This window comes from Bartonella sp. CM120XJJH (assembly GCF_042194715.1).
Classification (GTDB): domain Bacteria; phylum Pseudomonadota; class Alphaproteobacteria; order Rhizobiales; family Rhizobiaceae; genus Bartonella.
Genome location: NZ_JBHINE010000003.1, coordinates 75797 through 100735, shown reverse-complemented (window position 1 = coordinate 100735; position 24939 = coordinate 75797). Strand labels below are relative to the sequence as shown.

General features: G+C 38.1%; 23 protein-coding genes. 6 read left to right on the top strand and 17 right to left on the bottom strand.

Annotated features, from left to right (window positions below; translation table 11 throughout):
• Positions 1-219 precede the first annotated feature (219 nt).
• The 5 genes from ACFIKU_RS02275 to ACFIKU_RS02255 all read right to left on the bottom strand — a co-directional run bounded on the left by ACFIKU_RS02275 (position 220) and on the right by ACFIKU_RS02255 (position 4685).
• Positions 220-474 (bottom strand): exodeoxyribonuclease VII small subunit, encoded by a 255-nt coding sequence (locus ACFIKU_RS02275; protein ID WP_375656560.1) that lies wholly within the window; start codon positions 472-474, stop codon positions 220-222.
• A 7-nt stretch (positions 475-481) separates the two neighbouring features.
• A complete protein-coding gene (gene ribB / locus ACFIKU_RS02270) occupies positions 482-1585 on the bottom strand; it encodes a 3,4-dihydroxy-2-butanone-4-phosphate synthase (protein WP_375656559.1) in 1104 nt (367 codons plus the stop codon).
• 15 nt (positions 1586-1600) lie between these two features.
• Positions 1601-2689 (bottom strand): chorismate synthase, encoded by a 1089-nt coding sequence (gene aroC / locus ACFIKU_RS02265; protein WP_375656558.1) that lies wholly within the window; start codon positions 2687-2689, stop codon positions 1601-1603.
• A gap of 147 nt (positions 2690-2836) precedes the next feature.
• Entirely contained in the window at positions 2837-3655 is an 819-nt protein-coding gene (gene fabI, locus ACFIKU_RS02260) for an enoyl-ACP reductase FabI (protein WP_375656557.1), read from the bottom strand.
• Between the two features lie 127 nt (positions 3656-3782).
• Positions 3783-4685 (bottom strand): DnaJ C-terminal domain-containing protein, encoded by a 903-nt coding sequence (locus ACFIKU_RS02255; RefSeq protein WP_375656556.1) that lies wholly within the window; start codon positions 4683-4685, stop codon positions 3783-3785.
• Positions 4686-5009: 324 nt separating this feature from the next.
• On the opposite strand from ACFIKU_RS02255, the gene pdxH reads away from it, so the two are divergent.
• Positions 5010-5633 (top strand): pyridoxamine 5'-phosphate oxidase, encoded by a 624-nt coding sequence (gene pdxH, locus ACFIKU_RS02250; RefSeq protein WP_375656555.1) that lies wholly within the window; start codon positions 5010-5012, stop codon positions 5631-5633.
• Positions 5634-5871: 238 nt separating this feature from the next.
• On the opposite strand, the gene ubiA is transcribed toward pdxH, so the two are convergent.
• Positions 5872-6876, bottom strand: coding sequence for a 4-hydroxybenzoate octaprenyltransferase (gene ubiA / locus ACFIKU_RS02245; RefSeq protein ID WP_375641948.1), 1005 nt, complete (start codon positions 6874-6876; stop codon positions 5872-5874).
• A gap of 90 nt (positions 6877-6966) precedes the next feature.
• On the opposite strand from ubiA, the gene purD reads away from it, so the two are divergent.
• Positions 6967-8241, top strand: a complete 1275-nt coding sequence (gene purD, locus ACFIKU_RS02240; protein WP_375641947.1) for a phosphoribosylamine--glycine ligase — start codon at positions 6967-6969, stop codon at positions 8239-8241.
• A gap of 1159 nt (positions 8242-9400) precedes the next feature.
• Here the strand turns inward: purD and ACFIKU_RS02235 are convergent.
• The 7 genes from ACFIKU_RS02235 to ACFIKU_RS02205 all read right to left on the bottom strand — a co-directional run bounded on the left by ACFIKU_RS02235 (position 9401) and on the right by ACFIKU_RS02205 (position 16257).
• Positions 9401-9928: a DUF6101 family protein gene (locus ACFIKU_RS02235; RefSeq protein ID WP_375656554.1), complete on the bottom strand. Its 528-nt coding sequence runs from the start codon at positions 9926-9928 to the stop codon at positions 9401-9403.
• Between the two features lie 144 nt (positions 9929-10072).
• Positions 10073-11482: an FAD-binding oxidoreductase gene (locus ACFIKU_RS02230; protein ID WP_375656553.1), complete on the bottom strand. Its 1410-nt coding sequence runs from the start codon at positions 11480-11482 to the stop codon at positions 10073-10075.
• A 2-nt stretch (positions 11483-11484) separates the two neighbouring features.
• Positions 11485-12447, bottom strand: a complete 963-nt coding sequence (locus tag ACFIKU_RS02225; RefSeq protein WP_375656552.1) for an L-threonylcarbamoyladenylate synthase — start codon at positions 12445-12447, stop codon at positions 11485-11487.
• The gene (locus ACFIKU_RS02220) at positions 12444-13118 is read right to left on the bottom strand and encodes a ribonuclease HII (RefSeq protein ID WP_375656551.1); all 675 of its coding nucleotides are present in this window, start codon (positions 13116-13118) and stop codon (positions 12444-12446) included. Before ACFIKU_RS02220 ends, ACFIKU_RS02225 begins: the two co-directional genes overlap by 4 nt.
• A gap of 166 nt (positions 13119-13284) precedes the next feature.
• Complete coding sequence (locus ACFIKU_RS02215; RefSeq protein WP_375656550.1) at positions 13285-14193, bottom strand: 4-(cytidine 5'-diphospho)-2-C-methyl-D-erythritol kinase; 909 nt, start codon at positions 14191-14193, stop codon at positions 13285-13287.
• Positions 14194-14427: 234 nt separating this feature from the next.
• Positions 14428-15276 (bottom strand): S49 family peptidase, encoded by an 849-nt coding sequence (locus ACFIKU_RS02210; RefSeq protein WP_375641941.1) that lies wholly within the window; start codon positions 15274-15276, stop codon positions 14428-14430.
• A 192-nt stretch (positions 15277-15468) separates the two neighbouring features.
• Entirely contained in the window at positions 15469-16257 is a 789-nt protein-coding gene (locus ACFIKU_RS02205; protein WP_375618455.1) for a tRNA1(Val) (adenine(37)-N6)-methyltransferase, read from the bottom strand.
• Between the two features lie 180 nt (positions 16258-16437).
• On the opposite strand from ACFIKU_RS02205, the gene ACFIKU_RS02200 reads away from it, so the two are divergent.
• The 4 genes from ACFIKU_RS02200 (at position 16438) to glyS (ending at position 22561) form a co-directional block, all read left to right on the top strand.
• On the top strand, positions 16438-17514 hold the full coding sequence (locus ACFIKU_RS02200; protein WP_375641984.1) for a polyprenyl synthetase family protein: 1077 nt from the start codon (positions 16438-16440) through the stop codon (positions 17512-17514).
• 95 nt (positions 17515-17609) lie between these two features.
• Positions 17610-19304, top strand: coding sequence for a tetratricopeptide repeat protein (locus tag ACFIKU_RS02195; RefSeq protein WP_375656549.1), 1695 nt, complete (start codon positions 17610-17612; stop codon positions 19302-19304).
• 93 nt (positions 19305-19397) lie between these two features.
• The gene (locus tag ACFIKU_RS02190) at positions 19398-20339 is read left to right on the top strand and encodes a glycine--tRNA ligase subunit alpha (RefSeq protein ID WP_273787892.1); all 942 of its coding nucleotides are present in this window, start codon (positions 19398-19400) and stop codon (positions 20337-20339) included.
• Positions 20339-22561 (top strand): glycine--tRNA ligase subunit beta, encoded by a 2223-nt coding sequence (gene glyS / locus ACFIKU_RS02185; RefSeq protein ID WP_375656548.1) that lies wholly within the window; start codon positions 20339-20341, stop codon positions 22559-22561. Before ACFIKU_RS02190 ends, glyS begins: the two co-directional genes overlap by 1 nt.
• A gap of 124 nt (positions 22562-22685) precedes the next feature.
• Here the strand turns inward: glyS and ACFIKU_RS02180 are convergent, their stop codons facing one another.
• The 4 genes from ACFIKU_RS02180 to ACFIKU_RS02165 form a co-directional block, all read right to left on the bottom strand.
• On the bottom strand, positions 22686-23180 hold the full coding sequence (locus tag ACFIKU_RS02180) for a F0F1 ATP synthase subunit B (RefSeq protein ID WP_375641938.1): 495 nt from the start codon (positions 23178-23180) through the stop codon (positions 22686-22688).
• Between the two features lie 11 nt (positions 23181-23191).
• Complete coding sequence (locus tag ACFIKU_RS02175; protein ID WP_375656547.1) at positions 23192-23758, bottom strand: F0F1 ATP synthase subunit B; 567 nt, start codon at positions 23756-23758, stop codon at positions 23192-23194.
• A gap of 131 nt (positions 23759-23889) precedes the next feature.
• On the bottom strand, positions 23890-24120 hold the full coding sequence (locus tag ACFIKU_RS02170; protein ID WP_005773968.1) for a F0F1 ATP synthase subunit C: 231 nt from the start codon (positions 24118-24120) through the stop codon (positions 23890-23892).
• Positions 24121-24174: 54 nt separating this feature from the next.
• Complete coding sequence (locus ACFIKU_RS02165) at positions 24175-24933, bottom strand: F0F1 ATP synthase subunit A (protein ID WP_375656546.1); 759 nt, start codon at positions 24931-24933, stop codon at positions 24175-24177.
• Positions 24934-24939: the final 6 nt, after the last annotated feature.

Here is a 24939-nt window from a genome sequence, read left to right as displayed (position 1 = left end):
TCTTAACTCAAGAAAACGCAACGATAAAAATACATCTTCTCTACTCTTAATTTATAGTTTTGCATCTTTTTTACTGAAAAATGCTCTTTTCTATTGAGATGAGCTATATTTTCCTCATTTTTAATTTATTTGATAAAAAAGAAATCAGTAAATTTAATTTTCTATAAAAAGGCTATTATATCTCCTAGTTTCACAATAAAGATCCAAAAATATTTAATATTATTTAGAATCAAGTGGTTCTACTCCTTCTGGAGAACCTTCTTCTGAAAGCTGGATTTTTTCAACTTTAGCTTCAGCAACTCTTAAGAGTTTTTCACAATGCCTTTTAAGCGCTTCACCGCGTTCATAAATATCAATGGATTGTTCCAAAGGCACATCACCACGTTCCAAATTTTCGACAATAGCTTCAAGTTGCTTAAGCGCTTGCTCAAAGCTTAAGGTCGTAATATCCCCCTCTTGTATCTCTTTTTTCATATGAACCTCAAAAAATATCTGTTCTGGATATACGAATTCCAAAACCTTCTAAACCTACATAATGATGCTCTTTAGCAGCATAAACAATAACAGAGCCTATTCCTAAATATTTTAAAATTTGTGATCCTAAACCAATTTTGCGCCATTCTTCTTCGCGTTCAATCGCCTGCACATGGTTTTCTGAGCTGTCCCTTGCCATATTTTGAGTATCAATAGTTGATTGCATAACAGATCCTTTACGCAAATAAATAAATACGCCACGTTTTTCTTTTTCCATCATACGCCGCATCATCACCATGATATCTAAAGGTTGACAAAAAACGTCGTTTATAATGTCTTCATGATGTAAAAGAACAGGAATATCCTCACCCTCACGAACATCACCAAAGACAATTGCAATATGCTGAACGACTTCCCAAGGGAGTTGATAACTTTGAATAATAGCGGGCCCTACAGATGTTTCAATAGGCATTTCTCCAACATGCTTGATCAATATTTCCGTACGTTGGCGGTAAGCAATTAAATCTGCAACCGTTATAATATGCAGCCGATGTTCTTGTGCAAATTTCATGATCTGATCGCCATGTTTAACGCTTCCATCATCATTGACCAACTCACCAATAACACCAACGGGTGGCAAACCAGCTAATTTACATAAATCAACAGCCGCCTCCGTGTGACCTGAACGCATGAGCACCCCCCCTTCATGCGCAATCAAAGGGAAAATATGTCCTGGACGAATAAAATCATCCGCGCTTGCATTTGGATTAGCAAGATTATGAACTGCTAATGTGCGATCATGTGCGGAAATACCGGTCGTTATCCCATGTTTAAAATCCACAGTAACCGTAAATTGCGTCCCATGTACAGAGTTATTATCTGACACCATAGGAGAAAGACTAAACCGTTGTGCTTCTTTTTTGGGCATAGGTGTGCACACAATACCTGTTGTGTGACGAAGAATAAACGCCATCTTTTCTTCTGTACAATGCGCTGCAGCAACAGTTAAATCACCCTCATTTTCACGGTTATCATCATCTGTCACCACAACAATTTCACCGCGTTCAAAAGCTTTAAGTGCAGAAACAATTTTTTTTTCATCATACGCCATTGTTCACCTTCTCAATCACCCAACTTGACCACGATGTCTTAGATAATGGTCAGCAATAGCACAAGCAACCATCGCTTCACCAACAGGAACAGCGCGAATCCCCACACATGGATCATGACGTCCCTTCGTTATAACATCTATATCATGACCATCAACATCAATGGAGCGACGAGGCGTTAAAATTGATGAAGTAGGCTTTACAGCAAAACGTGCAACTATCGGCTGCCCACTCGATATTCCCCCTAAAATACCACCAGCATGATTGGATAAAAAAAGCGGTTTTCCATCATTTCCCATTCGCATTTCATCGGCATTTTCTTCTCCTCTCAAGCGGGCTGCCGCAAAACCATCACCAATTTCCACACCTTTTACCGCATTAATCGACATCAGTAACGAAGCAATATCTTGATCAAGTTTTGCGTAAATAGGGGCTCCTAAACCTGCCGGAACATTTTCTGCAACGATCTCAACAACCGCACCAACAGATGTCCCCTCTTTACGAAGTTTACTGATATAATCACTAAAAATGTGAACCATCTCTGCATCAGCTGTAAAAAAAGGATTATTATCAACCTCTGACCAATCCCAACGATCACGATTAATATTATGAGGACCGATTGCTATCACTGCTCCTCGTACAATCAATCCAGGAACGATTTTACGAGCAAATGCACCAGCTGCAACACGCGCTGCCGTCTCCCGTGCCGAAGAACGTCCCCCGCCTCGAAAATCACGAATGCCATATTTAATATCATAAGTATAATCCGCATGTCCTGGACGATACTGATGGGCAATCGAGCTATAATCCTTCGAACGCTGATCTGTGTTTCGAATCAACAGAGAAATTGGTGTACCTGTTGTCACCAATGTTGTCCCATCGTCTTGAACAACAACTCCGGAAAGAACTTCTACTTCATCTGGTTCTCGGCGCTGCGTTGTATATTTTGATTGTCCTGGTTTGCGTTTATCAAGATAAGCTTGAACTTCTGCAAGAGTAAAAATAATTCCAGGTGGACAACCATCAATGACACAACCAAGAGCAGCACCATGACTTTCACCCCACGTTGTTACACGAAATAAATGACCAAATGTATTATGCGACATGAAAAAAGATCCGTTTCTCTGTCAAATATTACAACGACAACGTATGTTGCGCGTTATACACAAGGTAGCTCCTTGCTCCCAAATACCCTTAGCTACTTTAAATTTGGTCAAATTACGGCTGTCCAATAAAATCCTATAAACCAAACTTTATTCTTTAACGACAGAAATGTCTGGTGCATCAACTGCTTTCATACCTATAATATTATAACCCGAATCGACATGATGGACTTCACCGGTAACAGAACGAGATAAATCTGAAAGAAAATAAAGCGCAGAATCACCAACCTCTTCAATTGTTACCGTACGACGTAATGGAGCATTATATTCATTCCATTTTAAAATATAACGAAAATCACCAATACCAGAAGCCGCTAACGTTTTAATTGGTCCCGCAGATATAGCATTAACACGAATATTTTGAGGACCTAAATCTACCGCTAAATATTTCACGCTCGCTTCAAGAGCTGCTTTGGCAACCCCCATTACATTATAATTTGGAACGACCTTTTCTGCTCCATAATAGGTCAGTGTCAAGATTGAACCACCATCTGGCATCAATTTTTCTGCACGCTTCGTTAGGGCTGTTAGGGAATAAACGGAAATATTCATGGTCATCATAAAATTTGATTCGCTTATATCGATATAACGACCACTTAATTCATCTTTATCGGAAAAACCAATAGCATGAACTAAAAAATCGAGTTTCCCCCATTTCTTCTCTATTTCTCTAAAGACCGTATCAATAGAGTCACTATCAGAAACATCACAATGTCCACACACAAACCCCTTTAATTCTTCAGCCAAAGGCTCAACACGCTTTTTCATTGCTTCACCCTGATAAGTAAAAGCAAGCTCTGCCCCTGCGCTACTTGCCGCTTTAGCGATTCCCCAAGCGATGGAGCGATTATTGGCCAACCCCAAAATTAAACCACGCTTACCGTACAATAAACCATTACCCTTAGCCATCAGCACTGCCCCATTGTTACTTAAAATTAATATTATTCATCTGCCTATGACACAGGTCAACTTTTTCTTCAAGCAATTGGTTTAAAATCAAACAAAAACGACGCTTTTATATATAAAAATTTTAAAATTAATCTTGTTGCATTTGCAAAAACTGTTCTAGCGCGGCATTTTCACCTTCCGGTAACATAATGCGAACATGCACATAAAGATCATCTCTTGTTCCATTTTTTAAACGAAGCCCTTTCCCTTTCAACCGTAAAACGCGATCAGAACTTGACCAAGCAGGAATCGTTAAAACCACACGTCCCTCCAACGTCTCAACTTCTTCTTTTGCTCCCAAAACAGCATGTTTAAGAGAAACTGGTAAATCAAGATGGAGTGCTCTTCCTTCAACCCGAAAACGAGGATGTTTTTGAATCTGAATGGTTATCAACGCATCTCCTGCTTGCCCAAGAGGCACTTCTTCTCCCTGACCTTTTAAACGAATAGTCTGTCCGTCTTCAATATAATCTGGAAGTTTAATTTTTAACTTTTTTCCATTTGGAAAAACAGCTTCCACCTTTTCTGCGCCAACCATCTGCTCTAATGTTATGGCAAGATTAGCACGAACATGTGCTCCTTGTTGGGGACGATTATAGTGTGTGGAATTCGAAAAGCTACCGCCTCCTCCAAACAGATCCCGAAAAATATCACTCGCATCAAAACCTGCACCACCTGAAGAGGAAAAATCAAATCCCTTTGCTCTTCCTGAAAAGGGATTTTGTTTATTGCTAAAATTTTCACCAGCACCATAGGCTTGATAAAGCGGTTTTCCTTCCATATCAATTTCACCGCGGTCAAATTGTGCCTTTTTATCTTTATCACCTATAATTTCATAGGCTTGATTAATTTCAGCAAATTTTTCTTTAGCCTTTGTATCATCTTTATTATGGTCTGGATGATACTTCTTTGCTAATCTTCTAAATGCCGATTTAATCTCTTGCGATTTTGCGGTACGTGCCACACCCAAAATCGCGTAGGGATCACGCATATTGCCCTCTTTTCAATTTTTTCGTTTTCAAAATACCAACGGATACGTTGTTCAATATCCTTTATAGCTTTATCAGTCTATTCTAGAGAATAATTTCTTCTTTCCTCTTTATATGTCTATCAATAAACTAAAATACCAGATAAAATGAGATATTTATTTAATATAGCTCATTGTATTCTATGCTAAAGTAAAAATAATTAAACTACCATAGGAATACACGATAGCATTGGCTTTTTGAAAATGAGAAAAAATGGTATTTAACTTCTTGATGATAAAATAAATAAGAAAATGCCTCACCCATGCTCACTGATATTTGGAGAAACTATGAGCAACAAAATACCAACAGATGATCATTTTATGCAAATGCAAAAACCTTTTGAACTTTTCGCAAAGTGGCTTGAAGAGGCAACGATAAGTGAAATAAATGATCCGAATGCTATGGCATTAGCAACAGTTGACGAAACAGGACTCCCTAATGTTCGTATGGTTCTCCTCAAAGACTACGGTCCCCAAGGCTTTGTCTTCTATACTAATTATGAAAGCTGTAAAGGACAAGAAATTTTAAAATCAATGAAAGCGTCCTTAGGGTTTCATTGGAAATCGCTCCGTCGTCAGGTCAGAATTAGAGGAATTGTTGAAAAAGTAAGTCAACAGGAAGCCGATGCCTATTTCCAATCGCGGCCACGTGGTAGTCGAATTGGTGCATGGGCATCTAAACAATCTCAACCTTTAGACAATCGTTTTGTGCTCGAAAAAGCAATTGCTCAATATACTGCGCGTTATGCTCTAGGCAATATTCCACGACCACCTTATTGGTCTGGGTTTCGTGTTAAACCCCTTTCTATAGAGTTCTGGTGTGATCGCCCATTTCGTTTACATGATCGTCTGCTTTTTACACGCGATTGTGTTGAACATAGCGATTGGAAAAAACAAAAACTTTATCCCTGACCCTGCAAACTTAATCATAATGAAGATTTTGTTTTTCCAAACAGATAAACAAATATTTTTTATTTGAAAAATTCTAAAAGAAGATGATTTATTTTATTTAAATAGAAGGATTTCATTTTCACTGGAACAGTTGGTTGGTAATATTTTCTACCGTATCGCTTAAAGCGAGATTAGCAACAAGCTTATTTAAAAGAAAATACTATATTTAGCAGAAACTATAGTTTTAGCTAATTTGTTTTTAGACCGCAGGATAAAATATCGTCCATATACCCCCACATACTAAACCAGCAAAAATTACAAAACCAATAAGCGAATTAGATTTGAAAAGCTTGAGGCATTGTGAACTGTCATCTATATCAATGACTTTAATTTGAATAAACATATGGATACTTGCAACAAAAATCCCCAAAAAGCTCAGAAGTGGAACTTGTGCCAAATAAAATGCTAGACTAACGAACACCACAAAACCACTATACAAAAATACTAAAGCACGTTTGGTTCCTTTACCAAAGAGAAGAGCCGTAGAACGGACACCAACAGTAGCGTCATCTTCTTTATCTTGATGTGCGTAGATTGTGTCGTATCCTATGGTCCACAAGATTGATCCCACATAAAGCAAGATTGGTGCCCAGCTTAAACTTCCAAAGACAACAGCCCACCCCATTAATGCCCCCCAATTAAACGCAACGCCTAAAAAAAACTGCGGCCAATATGTGACGCGTTTCATAAAAGGATAAAATGCAACAGCTATCAATGACGAAATACCTAGAAAAAAACTAAACCTATTAAATTGTGATAAAACGCCTAAACCAACCAAACATTGCGCAAGTATAAAAACTCTTGCTTGAAACCGACTCACATGACCTGTCGGCAATGGGCGAGAACGTGTCCTTTCTACCTGAGCATCAATTTTATGGTCAATAAGATCATTCCAAGTACATCCGGCCCCTCGCATAGCAATAGATCCCAGAAAAAAAAGAAAAAGATACCAAACCCAATGAAGAAACATTGATAAAAGAGTATCGTAATGCATATTATAAGAGAAAAAAGCCATTGTTGTTGACCAAAAACAAGGCCACATCAATAATTGCCATCCGATAGGCCGATCCCAACGCGCTAATTGCGCATAAAACCATAAAGAACAGGGAAGGAAATTGTAGACCCATTGTTTGGAAGATGCATCCATAACCCGTCCTGGGCTATCATAGGACTGAACATGCGCGGTATTTTTATTTTTTTTCATCAAATGATTTACCTTTGGTCTTGCGATAGAGACATTTCATTCTTATGAGAAGGGGATGAGATTTATCATCTTTTATGAGAGGAGCAAGCAATGAATATTCTTCTTATTGGCTCAGGTGGACGAGAACATGCTTTAGCATGGAAAATAGCAGCATCACCACTACTAACAAAATTATATTGTGCTCCTGGAAACCCTGCAACAACAGAATTTGGTGAAAATATTAATTTAAACATTGATGACCATCCCCTTGTTATTGATTTTTGTAAGGCACATTCTATTGATCTCGTGATTGTAGGACCAGAAGCACCATTGGTTGCGGGTATAACAGACTCTCTTAATAGCGCTAACATTTGTGTATTTGGTCCTACTCAAAAAGCTGCTCAACTAGAAGGTTCAAAAGCTTTTACAAAAGATTTATGTCGTAAAAATAACATCCCTACAGGAAGTTACCAATGCTTTAATGATGCCTCTAAAGCTAAAGCTTACATTCATCAACAAGGTGTTCCCATTGTGATTAAAGCTGATGGCTTAGCGGCTGGCAAAGGTGTCGTGGTTGCAACAACTATGGAAGAAGCATTTAACGCAGTCGATGCCTGCTTCAAAAGTGCATTTGGAGATGCAGGAAACAAAATTGTTGTAGAATCTTTTCTTGAAGGTGAAGAAGCAAGCTTCTTCTGCCTTTGTGATGGTAAAATTGCTCTTCCTTTTGGATCTGCTCAAGATCATAAACGTGTAGGTGATGGGGATATTGGAGCAAACACCGGTGGGATGGGTGCTTATTCACCAGCGCCCATCATGACCCAAGAAATAGTGAATCGTACCCTCAAAGAAATTGTTGAACCAGCTTTAAAAAGCATGAAAGAAATGGGCGCTCCCTTTAAAGGTATTCTCTTCGTCGGCTTAATGATAACGCAAAAAGGACCCGAATTAATTGAATTTAACGTACGATTCGGTGATCCTGAATGTCAAGTTTTAATGATGCGTCTCAAAGATGACATTTTGCCAATTTTTCTTGCTGCAGCTCAAGGAAAACTTGAAAATAAGCCTCTTCGGTGGTCTGAAAAAACTGCTCTCACCGTTGTTATGGCTGCCAATGGTTATCCAGACTCTCCCCAAAAAGGTACTGTCATCCGTAACGTTGATAAAGTAAACACTCTTCCCGATGTGAAAGTTTTTCAAGCTGGTACAGTATTGCGTGATGGAGAACTCATTGCAAATGGTGGACGTGTTCTCAACATAACAGCAACAGGAAACACGATTACGCATGCACAAAAACGTGCTTATGAAGCTGTTGATTGTATTGATTGGCCAGAAGGTTTTGTTCGGCGTGATATCGGATGGAGAGCCATTGCGCGAGAAAACTAAATCCTTTGAATATTCTTTTTTACGATTTGATTATTTTATATAAGAGCATAGTATAAAAATTTTCTCACTGTTTTACGTTGATCATAATTTTGAAAAAATGAGTGTGCTTTCCTTTGAACAATCAAATATTGTAAATAGGATAACTACTCATAATAAAATAGGAAAATTTTCTGAATATGATACTGTCATATAAACTGATCATTTTACTGTTTTATTTACTTTAAACGCATTTTCTCATCATTTTTATGAACGCTTTCTTTCTTATAAAATATTGACGAAAAACATATATATTATCATTTCTTTTATTTATCGCGTTTTTTAATGAAGTTCCGCTTGTACGAAAAATAAAATGCCCCAAAAAGATACTGATGTTATTTACGTACAGATTCTTAAACAATATCTCTCATGCTCGTCACTCCCATTTTACGACACTACCTGCAAATAAGTATAAATCCATTCTGACATCTTTCTGGAATAAAGATAAAACAGATATCATCTTTGTATTTTCCAACTCTCAATGTTACGATAACCATTTCTATCTAAACACTTTATTAGAAAGTGTTTACTCTTTTTTAATGTTTTTTATCCACACTATAACCCTTCTTATAACGTGCAAAAAAAATGACTTTAATTATAAGAGAGAGATGAAATAAGAATATTTTGCAATATTCAAAGCTCTCATTCAACATGGAGAAATGATTTATAAAAAAATTCAAAAACACTTCCAGCAATCTTCTCGTATTTTAATGATGTGGCAAAAACCAAAATTACACTGCCAAAGAACGGTTTCTATTGTTATGAAAGCTGTTTTTACCTCTTCGAAAAAAGCGTTTAACATAACCGATTCCTGCTGCCAATGTATGGTGTCAAAAAACTCTCGTTTACAATCATTGACTTCCTTTTTGCCTAAAGAACGAACAGTCATACCAAATCCCGTCTGTAAACGTCCGGATTCTCATTGAGCGGGTTCCTCTTGCTTCCCACTCCTATGCTTCCCTTACACAAAGACCAACAAGCAAACTTAAGAATATTCGCCATATCTTCTAAAACACTTCATGTGTGAAGTTTACATGCCTTATATTACCGCTCCAAACAACGATGTTTTACAGCACAACAAGATAAATGCTTATGGTAGTACAAAAATGAATGCATATTAATATTACTGGAGTGCAATTCGATTCGAAATCACCAAACGCAAGCCTAACGGATTGCTATAACGAAGTAAAAAACGCTTTTGTTTAGAATGTGCTGTTGTACCAAAAAATCGATGTAAATCAGAACGATCTTTTACAACCAGAATGCGATTATCTTCACTGATCATAAGCATGGGGAGACCATAAGTATCCGCCCATAATCGCCAATCCAGAAGAACATTATTCAAATCTCTGGAAACTAAAAGCGGTATACAAGCTTCCTCATCGGCATGAAGTAATTCTAACGCAACAGCTCTTTCTCCTGAACGCGTTTTCACGGTACGTGCTGCAATTCCTTGGAAATGATAAGGGGGTATTAAATGCGATAAACTTGAAGGTATATCCGTTTTAAAAGAAACACCACGCTCATTTAACGAACAGATAACCTGATTACCCGTTTTGGATGAAAAATATGTCGTCGTTTGTGGCAAATGGCACGGATCTAACCGAAATTCAAGCACCGCTTTTGCCTGATTAAAGCATTGATTAGCCATATACATTATCCCAATTTATCTTAAATAACATACACCCTTTAGCAGCTTTTTCTCATTGGATTATTAAAAGTTTGAATAAAAAACAACTGGTTTCTTTTTTGGTTATTAAAATCTAAACAAAAATACATGATCACCATTCTTGAATTATAATACTTTTCCAGGATTCATTATCCCTAAAGGATCAAGCGTTTTTTTAATCCCTTGCATAATATCCAATGCGACAGGCGATTTAAAAGAACGAAGTTCTTCGCGCTTAAGCTGACCAATTCCATGCTCAGCAGAAAATGCACCTCTATAGTCCATCACTAAACTATGAATGCGATGATTCATTGTTGACCATAACTGCAAGAATACTGTCCTATCAGCTCCTACAGGTTGCGTAACATTATAATGTAAATTTCCATCGCCCATGTGTCCAAAACAAATCACCCGTGCTCCTGGAGCAATATCTTCAACAATAAGTGCCGCTTCAGCAATAAAATCAGGAATAGAAGCAAGTGGGACTGCAATATCATGCTTAATGGACCCTCCTGCTAACTTTTGTGCCGGTGATATACTTTCTCGTAATTGCCAAAAAAAATCCTGCTGTTTTAAAGATTGCGCAATAACTGCATCTTCTATCACCGCATTCTTTAAAGCTTCTTCTAAAATAATACTCAATACTGATAATGATTCACCATTGCCTTGCAACGATGAAATATTAATCAATACATACCATTCATGTTTCCTCTGAAGAGGAGGCTTCTCACACATCTTATAATCTAAAGCCATTTGTAAACTGAGATTTCCCATGAGCTCAAAACCTGTCAACATCCCTCCTCCATATTCTTGAGCCAGAGATAAAAACTCTAAAGCCTTCGCCGGACTATACAACCCCACCAAAGCAACAGCTATTTCTTTTGGTTTCGGAAAAAGCTTTAAAACGGCGGCAGTTATAACACCTAATGTCCCTTCTGCACCAATAAAAAGATTTTTTAAATCGTAACCGCTATTGTCTTTTTTAACAAAACGCAAATCATCTAAAATACGGCCATCCGGTAAAACAACTTCCAACCCAAGACAAAGATCACGCATATTGCCATAGGCTAAAACAGCTGTCCCTCCAGCATTCGACGAAAGATTTCCTCCTACTTGGCAAGAACCTTCAGATGCCAAAGAAAGAGGGAAAAAACGACCTGTTTCATCCACTTTTTTCTGTAAATCCTGTAAAATAACACCAGCCTCTACAACAACAAAATTTCCCTCAAGATTTATAGCTCTAATCTTATTTAATCGCTCCATGGATAAAAGAACGCCCCCCCCTCCTTCATCTGGTTGTTGCCCCCCCACAAGCCCTGTATTTCCACCCTGTGGCACAATCGGTGTGCACGTTTTGCTCGCTAACTGCATAATCGATGAGACCTCTGCACAAGAAGATGGACGTAAAAGTAAAGGCGTTTTTCCATGAAAAAGCCCACGCTCTTCAAGCAAATACGGTGCAATCAACGCTTGATCTGTTATAGCATGCTTAGCACCAACAATTTCTCTAAACCCCTCAATTAATTTCTGCTCCATGTTCATTTCTCCTTTGGAGCCGCAGCCCGTATAAGACGATCATTGATAGCCTCCCCTAATCCGTATGATGGAATAGGTTCTACTGCGATACATCTCACTTTAAATGAATCTAATTCCTTCATATATTGAAATAAATGAGAGGCTGCTTCTTCCAACTTGCCATCTTCGCTAAGGTTTAAAATAGAAACGGCATTTTCAGCTCCCATAACGCGATTTGAACCAAACGCTAAAAGCGCTTCACCATTTTCCACCTTTTCTACATTCAAACGAATCGGGGCATTGGGAGCATAATGCGACTTTGACATCCCAGGAGCTTCAATCGCCGCCCTTTGATCTATCCGTTTTAAAGACTTCCCCACAACTTTTTCAATTTTATCAGCCGCAAGCCCCCCTGGACGCAAAAGATAAATATTTTCACCACAAATCTTAATAATTGTTGATTCAAGCCCTATTTTAGCAGGTCCTCCGTCCAATATCAAAGGAACAGATTTCCCCAAAGATGCAAAAACAGCCTCAGCTGAAGTAGGGCTAAGACGCCCCGATTGATTCGCACTAGGAGCAGCAAGTGGGCGGCCAAAATATTGTACTACTTCCGCAAAACGACTGTCTGGAAAACGAACAGCCAAGGTATTCAAACCAGAGGTTGTTAAAGGATGGATATTATGCTGTTCCTTTAAAGGCAAAACCAATGTCAAAGGCCCCGGCCAAAATTCCTCCATTAATTGGCGTGAAAGAAAGTCAATTTTAACATAACGTTCCGCCATTTCGATGCCGCTGACATGCGCAATAAGAGGATTAATTTGCGGACGACCCTTTGTAGAATAAATAGAAGAAATTGCCCTCCCATTGGTTGCATCGCCCGCTAATCCATAAACAGTTTCCGTTGGTAACGCTACTAACTTCCCTTGTTTAAGAAGCGCTATTGCCTCTCTTATTGAAGCGCTATCGAGTGGTAGAATCGTCATGACACACCATTTCTATAATACTCTTTTAGTGGCGCAAAACTATAACGATGTAATCCTATAATTGGTCCATATTTATCAAGAGCTGTACGATGCGCTAACGTTGCATAACCTACATGCTTCTCTAAACCATACCCTTTATAAACTTGTCCTGCACATTCCATCATCCGGTCACGCGTTACTTTTGCAATAATAGATGCGGCTGCAATTGAAAGCGAACGCTGATCGCCCTTAATCAACGCCATTGCAGGACAGGACAACTCAGAAGGAATATCACGTCCATCAACAAGGACATAGTGGGCTGGAATGGCTAATCCTATAATACAGCGACGCATTGCTTCTAAAGTTGCTTTTCTAATATTAGATTGATCAATTGTACGAGCACAAAGACTAGCGACTGAAACCGCTAATGCACTTTGCAAAATTTCATGATAAAATCTATTTCGTTGGAGAAAAGAAAGTTTTTTTGAATCATTTAACCCATTAGGAATATGATCTTTGTCCAAGATAACTGCTGCCGTTACCACAGGTCCAGCGAGAGGTCCCCGTCCTACTTCATCAACACCTGCTATATGAACAAAACCCTGTTTTTGCAAATCCAATTCGCACGAAAAATTTGGCTGAAGCGGAAAATTAAACATCTTTGACAAATCACAAATACAACAAACATACATCTATTTCTGTAACCTGATCATTTTTTGCAAGCATTACAGTTTTAAATGGCTCTTTAAGCATGCTGCTAATTCTTGCACAAAAGATAAAAAAATACATTTCTTTGGTTACTCTCTTTCATTGTGTATAATAAAACCATGACGAAATAAAATCTTTTATATTTATTTATCAAATATTTCCTAAAGTCATGATAGGTTTTACAAACCAATTTGGGTGCATTGATTTGATAAAAAGAGCTGCTTGTTGCGCCGTTTGTTTATTTTTAAAAATGCCAAAGCAAGTTGCTCCCGTTCCAGACATACGGGAAAAAAGAGCCCCAGATTCATCTAATATAGATAACACTTCAGCTAACTGAGGTGCTATTTTTAATGCAGCAGAAAAAAGATCATTACGCGTTTCTTGTAAAGCTTCAACTAATGAATCAATACTTTTTAAAGCATCTGTATTAATTTTTAAAGAAGGATTATGACGCTTCTCTAATGCTTTAAAAACAGTTTGTGTTGAAATCTCTTGTCCATGATTAACCAAGACTATTGCAAGAGGACAGGCTCCTTTTAGTTGTATCATCTCTTGACCAATTCCTTTGACCAAAAGCGGTTGCTGATATTCTAATGCACAAAGGCACATGGGAACATCAGCACCAAGAACTAAGCTCATTTTTGCTAATTTCTCAAAAGGGCAATCAAGATTCCACTGTTGACGCAACATGCTTATAACCCCAGCTGCATCACCTGAGCCACCACCAATGCCTGAAGCAACAGGTAATGTTTTTACAAGCCGAAAAAAAGCAGGTTGAGCACATTCCGGAAAAGCCTTATGCATAAAGTCCCGTGCGCGAATAACCAAATTGTCTAAATGAGAAACAAGGCCTTTTGCAAACGGCCCCGTCAAAACAAACTGATTATTTTCACAAGGTGTATAGTGTAGACAATCGCCGTTAAGACTAAAATAAACCAAACTTTCTATTAAATGATACCCATCAGCACGTTGCCCCACAACATGTAGAGCTAAATTCAATTTAATAGGTGTAAATAAATAGGAATGTCTTTGGAACGAAGCTTGTACATTTGATATCATATGACGTAATATTCACCTGCATAGGGTTCTTTTACAAATTCCCCCCTTTTATCCATACGTTTAGCACAAGTATAAACAGCTTGAGATATTCTTAATCGTTTTCTAAACAAAAATAAATATAAAGAGTTCTCATACAAAATAAACGACATGCTCTCATTCGTATCATTTCAAGCCCTTTTTCTTCTAGCATCTGTTTTTAGATAAAAATCTCTCTGGCTTGAATGATCCTTTCCATCACAAACCATAACGCTGCCAAAGTGCTCGCTCTTCTGCTGCCATCAATGCACTATCAACGACTGTATAAATCGTCTGTGCCGTTACTCCTGAAGGCGTTTTAGGTCCTAAAAAACTTTTTGGAGGCATAATAAGCCGAAGTTTTGCATCATTACCAAAGCGCTCCTTAATAACAGAACGTACATCATTCAATCCATCAACCAGACCAAGCTCAACGCTTTGTTTTCCACTCCAAAACATTCCTGTAAAGAGATTCGAATCATCTGATAATTTTTCAGCACGCCGTTCTTTAACCAAATCGATAAAAGTTTGATGCACTTCAAGTTGGAGAGACTTCAAATGCTCAATATCCGCCTTTTTTTCTGGCTGAAATGGATCTAATGTAACTTTGTTCTTCCCTGCTGTGTATACACGCCGTTCGATACCAATTTTTTTCAAAAGTTCCGGAAAACCAAAGGAAGCTGAAACCACTCCAATGGAACCAACAATTGAAGAAGGATCTGCAAAAATTTCATCCCCCGCACAAGCAATCATATAACCACCAGATGCTGCAATATCTTCAATAAACACAAGCACCTTTTTATTTTTTTCTTCTGCCAAGTCACGAATACGCTTGAAGATAAAACGCGATTGTACAGGTGAACCACCAGGAGAATTAATAATAAGTGCAACAGCCGGTGACTTTTTGTGTGCGAAAGCTTTCTCTAAAAGATTTGCACACCTACTAAGGGAAAGGGTGCGAGATATAGATGCTGATGAATCCATAATTGCTCCTTGAAGGCGCACCACAGGAATTTCAAGTTTATCGGAAGAAAAACGGCGTAGAATAAAACTTTTAATAACATCCATCAAAACAAAATCTCCTTATAGATTTAAGAACAATTAAATAGGCAAGGACAACAAAAAGGAAGAACGCGATAATATCCAAAAGCGCCAATCAATCCCCACATTACAAGCAGAAATATAACTTCACCCAAGGTCAAACCTCCCTAATAACAAAGTTTGGACTTTAAATAATAAACTAAAAAATACAAGATATTATTAGAAAAGTTCCCACAAGCTTATATATCCATTATTAATTGCATCAACCCGTGGTGAAAAAGTATGGTCATTACCTTCGTGTATAACCAATGCCGGTAAAATAGATAAAGCTGCTCTGCTTCCTCGTTTTGCGTAAAATAAAAGACGTATTGCTGCTGTTTTCGCACGGGCATGCACAGGAATTATACAAATACCACCAAAACGCCCTTCTAAAGCACGCAAAATATCTGTCAGCGATTGTGGACGCGCAATGAGACCTAAGTATCCACCTGGCTTAACAATGGCTGCTGCACTCCGCAACCAATTATCAAACATCGCTTCAGACATAACATGCGCTTCAGATTTTTGCTTATCAGGTGTCTTGCGATCAGTAGGATTATTAAAAGGTGGATTCATAATCGCAAAATCAAAGCTATTATCTATCAAACCTGCTTTTATACGGGCATTCCCTTTAAAGGTAACATCTGCTTCTAGCAAACAAATTCGGCTAGCAAATTGTTTATTTTGTTTTAGCATAAGCGTTTTTTGAGCGTAAGATACCATAAAAGCTGAACGTTCAACTAAGGTAACATGAACTTTCAGACAACGCGAAGCAACAGCCAGCCCTGCAGCTCCAGCTCCTGCACCTAAATCAACAACCTTGCCCTTTAAATCACTTGGAACCAAACTAGCTAATAACATCGCATCCATTCCAGAACGATGACCATATTTATGAGGTTGAACCAAATAAAATTTTCCGCGGTGAAAACTGTCAATGGTTTCACCACTCTGATTCGCTGCTTTATCCATTTAAAAGCCTAATGTTTACCTTTATAAACTGCATTTTTGCCATTCAGCTGCTATTTTAATTTTTTTTATTATGTCATAATAACGAGATTACACTCGCTAAAGAACATTTCTTGCCAATAACATTCCAAGCTTACACTTCAAAGTGCCATCAAAAGCTTGAGTCAAAACCAAACCCCCTTTATGCTAATGAATAAAGTAATTTTTATATATGTCCATTGCAATACTCTAGGAGTAAACACATTGAGTGCAGCTATCAAACCAAAACAAATAAGAAATAATCAAATTTCTCTTCAATCTCTTGTCAATCTTACTCAAAAAGATATGGAGCGCGTAAATCAATTTATTCTCTCTATGGCAAAATCAGAGGTTGAGATGATTCCTGAAATTTCTAACCATCTTATTTCATCAGGTGGAAAGCGATTACGCCCAATGATTACGCTCGCTTCTGCTCATATGTTCGGTTATCAAAGTGACGGGCATATAAAACTCGCAACAGCTGTTGAATTTATGCATACAGCAACATTACTACACGATGATGTGATTGACGAAAGTAATTTACGACGTGGAAAATCTACAGCACGGATGATTTGGGGAAACCAAGCAAGTGTACTTGTTGGTGATTTCCTGTTGGGGCAAGCTTTTAAAATGATGGTTGATGTCGGTTCCATAGAAGCGCTCTCTGTCCTAGCGAATGCTGCTGCAATTATTGCTGAAGGAGAAGTTATGCAACTTTCTGCTGCAAAAAATATCAAAACCAGCCCTTCAGACTATCTCAAAATCATCAATGCAAAAACAGCCGCACTTTTTTCAGCGGCCGCTGAAGTAGGACCGATTGTTGCTGGCTATGGACATAAAGAGCGCTCTTCATTACGTGAATATGGGTCATCTTTAGGTTTAGCTTTCCAATTGATTGATGACGCACTTGACTATAGTGGTAGTGCTCAAAACTTAGGAAAAAATATAGGGGATGATTTTAGAGAAGGAAAAATAACAATGCCTGTTATTATCGCATATGAACGTGGGAATATGGTAGAAAAAAAATTCTGGAAACAAGCACTTGAAGATGGCAATAACAATAATGAAGCCTTCGCATACGCGCAACACTTAATAGAAAAATATGATAGTATCACAGATACAATAGAACAAGCACGCATCTATGGGAAACATGCAATTGATGCTCTTGTTTCCATGAACAAAAATCTTGCTTACAATGCTCTCGTTGAGACTGTTGAATTTTGTATTGCGCGCGTAAACTGAATTCTTTGCAAAAATCGCAGTATTTCTCAACAACGTAATGAGATATGATCTATAAACAACACCATCGATTGATTATCTTGAAAAGGATTAGCTCCATGTGCTCTGCAACGGTATCCCGACTTTTTACCCTCTTTATCGTGGGTATCATGCTGATGCCATTCCCCACCTACAGTAAAATAAGTGCAGCAACTCATACAAGCTCATTTACAGGTGCTTATTTAGCTGGAAGGGTTGCAAATCATGAAAATAAAACAGAACTTGCTATCAATTACTTTAAACAAGCGCTCGTTTATCAACCTGATAACATTGAAACACAAAAAGAGCTCCTTGAAGCTATGCTCTCGATCGGAAACTTTAAAGAAGCTGTCCAACAAGCCCAAAAACTCAAAGAGCAAGATGTTATAACTCCCTTTGTTTCCTTAACTTTGTCAGTAGAAAGTCTCATCAAAAAAGACTATAAGAATGCCAAGATTCTTCTGCAATTAAAAGAACTTCCTGCATCCAATAATCCAATACCTGAACTCATCGGTGCTTGGATTACATTTGGATCTGGACAAAAATCTCAGGCAATCGCTGATCTTAAAAAACTCAAAGGTCCTGTCTGGTATGACCTTTTTATATCTTATCATCTAGCACTTATGAGCGACCTTGCAGAACGGCCAAAGGATGCAAAAAAATATTTCATTAAAGCACTGAGTAACAAACAGGGAACTCTTATTGCTCCTAATACTTATGAACGTATTATCATAGCCTATGCCTCATTCCAATTGCGCCATAATATGCGCAACCAAGCTCTTCAAACAATTCAACATGGCGAACAAATGTTGTCAGATCGAGAAGTCTTTAAAAACTTTCGAGAAAAAATTGAAAAGAATACTTTCTTAGAGAGAGTTATTAAAACACCTCAACAAGGAGCAGCCGAAGTATTATATAATTTTGGAACAGCCCTCAACCACAAAAACTCAGGGCGAATTGCACGCATTTTTAAGCAATTATCTTTTGCCTTATACCCTCAAAATGACGCAACACTGTTTCAGCTCGCACACATTTCTGCTAAATTGAATGATCCTCATCAAGCAATTAAACTTTATCGCGCTTTATCCCCTAAATCTCCTTATTATAGAGATGGACAACTTCATCTTGCATTCCTTCTTGCCAATAACAACAATTACAAAGAAGCAATAAAATTACTCACATTGTTAAATAAAAAATTTCCTAATGATCGTAATATTTTGATAACGCTCGTTGCTTTTTATATGCAGGACAATAAATTTCTTGAGGCCATTAAAACTCTAGACACCGCTATCACAAAGATAAAAAACTTTCAGCAAGATGATTGGAAACTCTTTTATCAGCGTGGTATTGCTTTTGAACGTTTAAAGCAATGGCCAAAGGCAGAAACTGACTTGCGAAAATCACTTGAATTTTTCCCAAACCAACCGCAGGTTCTTAATTATCTAGCCTATTCCCTTGTGGAACGTGGTGAGAAGCTTGAAGAATCGCTCCGTATGCTGCAAAAAGCTTCTGCTTTGCAAGCTCACAACAGTCATATTCTCGATTCTTTAGGGTGGGCTTATTATAAACTAAAAGAATATAATAAAGCAGTGCAAATATTAGAAAATGCTGTCAGATTACAACCTGAGGACCCAACACTGAATGATCATTTAGGGGATGCCTATTGGAAAGTTGGACGTAAACGTGAAGCAATCTTTCAATGGAACCACGCAATTGACGGAAAACCAGAAAATTCTGAACAAATTCAAGAAAAGTTGAAATTTGGTTTGCAATAAACAATGCTTAACCATAAACCACATAAAATAATAGATAGAGAAACTAAAATTGCTTTGGTTTTTTTGTTTAGTCCAATATAAAGAGTATAAAGCGTGAAACTGCCTGAACATCTTAACCCTAAACGTTCTTTTCAGGGACTAATTTTAACTTTGCAAAATTATTGGGCACACTATGGATGTGCAATTTTGCAGCCTTACGATATGGAAGTCGGAGCTGGGACTTTTCATCCAGCAACAACATTACGCTCTCTAGGTCCACGTCCTTGGAAAGTTGCTTATGTCCAACCCTCTCGACGCCCAACAGATGGCCGCTATGGTAAGAATCCAAATCGTTTACAACACTATTATCAATTCCAAGTGCTTCTCAAACCCTCTCCGCTCAATCTACAAGAACTTTATATAAAGTCGCTACAAGCTATCGGGCTTGATACAAAACTGCATGATATTCGCTTTGTTGAAGATGATTGGGAAAGTCCCACTCTTGGTGCTTGGGGGCTTGGATGGGAATGCTGGTGTGATGGGATGGAAGTCTCTCAATTTACTTATTTTCAACAAGTTTGCGGCATTGAATGCGCTCCAGTTTCAGGGGAACTCACATACGGTCTTGAGCGTCTCGCGATGTATATCCAAGGGGTTGATAACGTCTATGACCTTAACTTTAATGGTTTGGAGGGAGAAAACAAAATAAGTTATAGAGATATTTTTTTACAGGCAGAACAAGAATACTCATATTACAACTTCGAATTTGCTGATACAAAACTGCTACATCAGCACTTTATCGATGCAGAACGCGAATGCAGCGCACTTCTTGATGCTGGAAAACCAAATAAAGAAAATATATTACATCGCTGTGTTTTTCCTGCCTATGATCAATGTATTAAAGCGAGCCATATCTTTAATCTTTTGCAAGCACGTGGCGTTATTTCTGTAACCGAACGACAAAATTACATTCTTCGCGTTCGTGATCTCGCGCGCCGTTGTGGGGAGGCCTTCTTACTCACAGAAGCTGGACAAATATACACTGGAGAAGCCTAATGTCTGATCTTCTTCTTGAACTTTTCAGTGAAGAAATCCCTGCACGTATGCAACGCAAAGCTGCTGCTGATCTTAAAAAATCTGTTACAGATCAACTTGTGAATGCTGGATTGATCTATGAAGCTGCTCGTGAATATTGGACACCTCGTCGGCTAACATTAGACGTACGCGGACTTTCTACACGCTCAAAAGATATCCATGAAGAACGCAAAGGTCCTAGTATAAAATCACCACAGCATGTAATTGATGGTTTTCTACGTGCAACAAGATTAAACGATATTTCTGAAGCACATATTGGACATGATGATAAAAAAGGTCATTTTTATATTGCTAAAATTGTAAAAAAAGGTCGAGCTGCAGAAGAAATTATTGCCGATATTTTACCGAATATTATCCGAAACTTTCCGTGGCCGAAATCTATGCGTTGGGGAAAAGATTCAGCACAAAATGGTGCCCTGAAGTGGATTCGACCTCTACAAAATATTCTTTGCATCTTCGGACCAGAAATTGGTGAAACACATGTTATTCCGTTTACAATTGGTTCTCTTAAAAGCAATAATTTAACTTATGGTCATCGTTTCTTAAGTGATGGAAAACCATTTCGAGTGCGTCGCTTTGATGATTATGTTACTCAACTTGAAACCCATAAAGTCATTCTGGATGCCGAGAGACGAAAGAATATTATTTTAGCTGATGCCCAAAATCTCTGCTTTGCCAACGGGTTAGAACTGGTTCAAGACAATTCCCTCCTAGAAGAAGTTGCTGGTCTTGTTGAATGGCCTGTTATTCTGATGGGTGATTTTGACAAATCATTCCTTGATATTCCTCCAGAAATTATTCGCTTGACCATTCGAGCCAATCAAAAATGTTTTGTCACCCGTAAACAAGGAGAAAAAGTAAAACTTTCTCATCATTTTATTCTCGTTTCTAATATTCTTGCAAATGATGAAGGCAAAGAAATTTCAAAAGGAAATAGTAAGGTTGTCCGTGCCCGTCTTTCTGATGCACTTTATTTTTGGCAAACCGATCAGCGTGATTTGCCTGATCTTCAACAATTGGAATCTTCTATAAAAAAATTTGAACTTGATATAAAAAAACCTCTCGATCAAAGAATGGCGCGACTCGATCATTTGAATGTAACTTTTCATGCTAAATTAGGTACGCAAGGTGCAAGAGTAGAACGCATTGCTACACTCGCACAAGAAATTGCACCTTTGATACCAACAGATCCTCTTTTAGCAAAACGTGCAGCAATCCTTGCAAAAGCTGATTTGCAAACAGAAATTGTCGGAGAATTTCCTGAACTACAAGGTGTTATAGGGCAAAAATATGCCCTTCTTCAAGGAGAAGATCCTCGTGTAGCTATAGCAATCGAGGACCATTATAAACCTCAAGGACCAACAGATCGTCTTCCACAAGAACCGCTTGCTATAACTGTTATGCTCGCTGACAAAATTGACATGCTCGTTGGCTTTTGGCTCATCAATGAAAAACCAACGGGCTCAAAAGATCCCTATGCGTTAAGACGAGCAGCATTGGGAATTATTAGGCTTGTCCTTTCGCGAGATTGGAAAATCAATCTTATGCCACTGTTTCAGTTCGCAACGAATCTTTTCTTACAACAAAAAAATAAATATGAAATCTCTCAAAGAGAAAATTCGCAATTACAGAATCTACTTCCAGAAAAAACAGAATATATTTTATCAGACCTGTTATTCTTTTTTCATGATCGTTTGAAAATCTATCTAAAAGAGGAAGGTGCTCGTTACGATGCCCTTGAAGCTGTTTTGAATAAAGATTCTGATGATTTTTTATTGGTTGCACGTCGTGTCGAATCCCTTATCGCTTTTATCAATACCCATGATGGAGTGAACTTTGTAGCCTCTGTAAAACGTACTGCCAATATTCTTGAAAATGAATTTCAAAAAAGCACAACGATAGCCAATGAAATTAATCCTGAGCTCTTTGTCGAGAACGAAGAAAAGCAGCTCTATCATGCAATCTGTGAAGTAGAAAAAAAGGTTCTTACTCCCATCAATGCAACAAATTTATCATTTGCACTCAGTGTGCTAGCGCCACTTGGAAAATTGATTGATATATTCTTTGAAAAAGTATTGGTGAATGATAAAGAACCTGATGTTCGTGCTAACCGTCTTGCTCTTCTCAAACGTACTCACATTGTTACACAATTGGTTGCGGACTTCTCAAAACTTGTCATTTAAAATCAAAGCGCCCTATCAACTGGTAAAAACAATGAATATAAATTTTTCTTTTTTATGATTTTTATTAATTAATATTGAGAAAATTATGCAACCAAGGAGGCAGTTATTTACCTCTCAAATATCATTAATTAAGATATGTTTTCATTTTGACAAATGATTCTTTCTCAAGAGACTCTTTAATAAGCTCATCTGCCTTGTTAGAATCTAATTCCTTTGCAATAAGGATACGTGCTGTAGAAATTGCCAAATCAATAGCCGATGAAGAAACCATGCGTATTGCATCCGCTTCTGCTTGAGCTATTTTTTGCTCTGCCAATTTATTGCGGTTTTTTACATATTCTTCTGCTTTTGTACGAGCCTCAGCAATAATGGATTCAACTTCATGCTTTGCTGCTGCAATAATTTCTTGCGCATCTTTTTCTGCTTCTGCATGTTTGCGTTGATATTCAGCCAATATTTCCTGTGCCTCTTCACGAAGACGCAGAGCCTCATCCAACTCATCTTTAATACGCTTCGCGCGCGCATCAAGATGGTGTATAAGCTTCTGTGGAATTTGGAAATAGACTAAAAGAGCCAAAAAAAGCACTAACCCAACAAATGCCCAAAAAGTATCAGTCATCTTTGTCTTCCTCAATAATCCGCAGTTTTAACAACTGAACGGACAGCCTCTTTGCTGATATCAACGTCAATCAATTTTTTCACAATTTCAAGGGCTACTTCTTCAGCGATAGAACCAACATTTTGCATCGCTCTATCCCGAATTTTTGCTATCTGTTTTTCAGCATCTGCGAGTTTTTTTTCTAAACTCTCTTCAATTTCTTTCCGTTCAAGCTCTGCTTTTTCTTTTAATTCTTCACTAGCTACCTGCGCTATAGCCTGCGCTTTCAAACGCGCTTCTGCTAATTTCCGCTCATAAGTTTCAACAACAATGTCTGCTTCCTGCTTCATGCGCATTGCCTGATCTAAATCAGATGCGATTCGATCTCGTCGTGTTTCAATAACACCACCAATACGTGGTACAATTACACGAGAGATAAAAAGATAAAAAAATCCGAAAGAAATTGCCAACCAGAAAAAATGCGAACCAAAATGTACAAAATCAAAAGGCGGAAACACACGATTTGCATGCTCTGCCACCTTTTTAATATGTTCTATCGACGTTTCAGTGTTCTGTGCATAAGCGCTTGAAACAAACATCTTCTTTCATCCTTTAAATAGCTTACTAAAGCCCTCTCTAACCGATGATAACTGACTGACATCTCTCTGATTAAGAGCTAAAAGGGTAAATCTTTCCTCATGCAAGAACAGATATACCCCTTTGATGATGATCAAACCCCAAAAAGAAGTAATAAAGCAATGAGCAACGAAAAAATTCCCAAAGCTTCTGTTACAGCAAAACCAAAGACGAGACGCCCAAACTGACTATCTGCTGCTGATGGATTTCGTAATGCACCAGAAAGATAGCTACCAAAAATATTACCAAGCCCTAAAGCTGTTCCAGCCATACCAAAGCAAGCAAGTCCAGCGCCAATATATTTTGCTGCAAGCACCATTTCCATGTTATTCTCCTTTTAAGCGAAATTGCATTATTCGACGGAAAACCGCCAGTTCTATTAATGTCCTGGATGAATTGCATCATTAAGATACATACAAGTTAAAACCGTAAAGACGTAAGCCTGAAGAAATGCGACCAAAAACTCAAGAGCAGTAATCGCTACAGTCATCATAAGCGGTAAAACCGAACCACCCACACCTACGAGTCCTACCCCAATCATTGAGACAACAAACCCAGAAAACACTTTAAGCGTAATATGACCAGCAAGCATATTCGCAAAAAGACGAAGAGAAAGGCTAATTGGACGGGAGAGAAAAGAAATAACCTCAATCATTGTCACCAGAGGCAAAACCACAACAGGAACCCCACTGGGAACGAACAGTTTCAAAAAACTGACCCCATGCTTATAAAAGCCATAACCAATCACTGTCAAAATTACCACCATTGCTAACGAAAAAGTGATCATGATCTGCGATGTAACCGTATAAAAATAAGGGAAAAGACCAATAAAGTTAGCAACCAAAATAAAAGTAAACAGAGAAAAAACTAAAGGAAAAAACTGCATTCCCTGCACACCAGATGATTCCCGCAGAGTCGATGCTACAAACTCATATGCCATTTCCGAAAGAGACTGCATCCGCGTTGGAACTAATCCACGACTTGATGATGAAATGAAGAGAAAAACAGAAGTTATAACAACCGTGAGGACTGTAAACAATGATACATTCGTAAACGATAAATCCATATTTCCTATGGAAATCTTAATCAGCCTTGAAATCTCAAACTGATGAATAGGATCTGGAGCGTGCGCTGTCACTTCAAC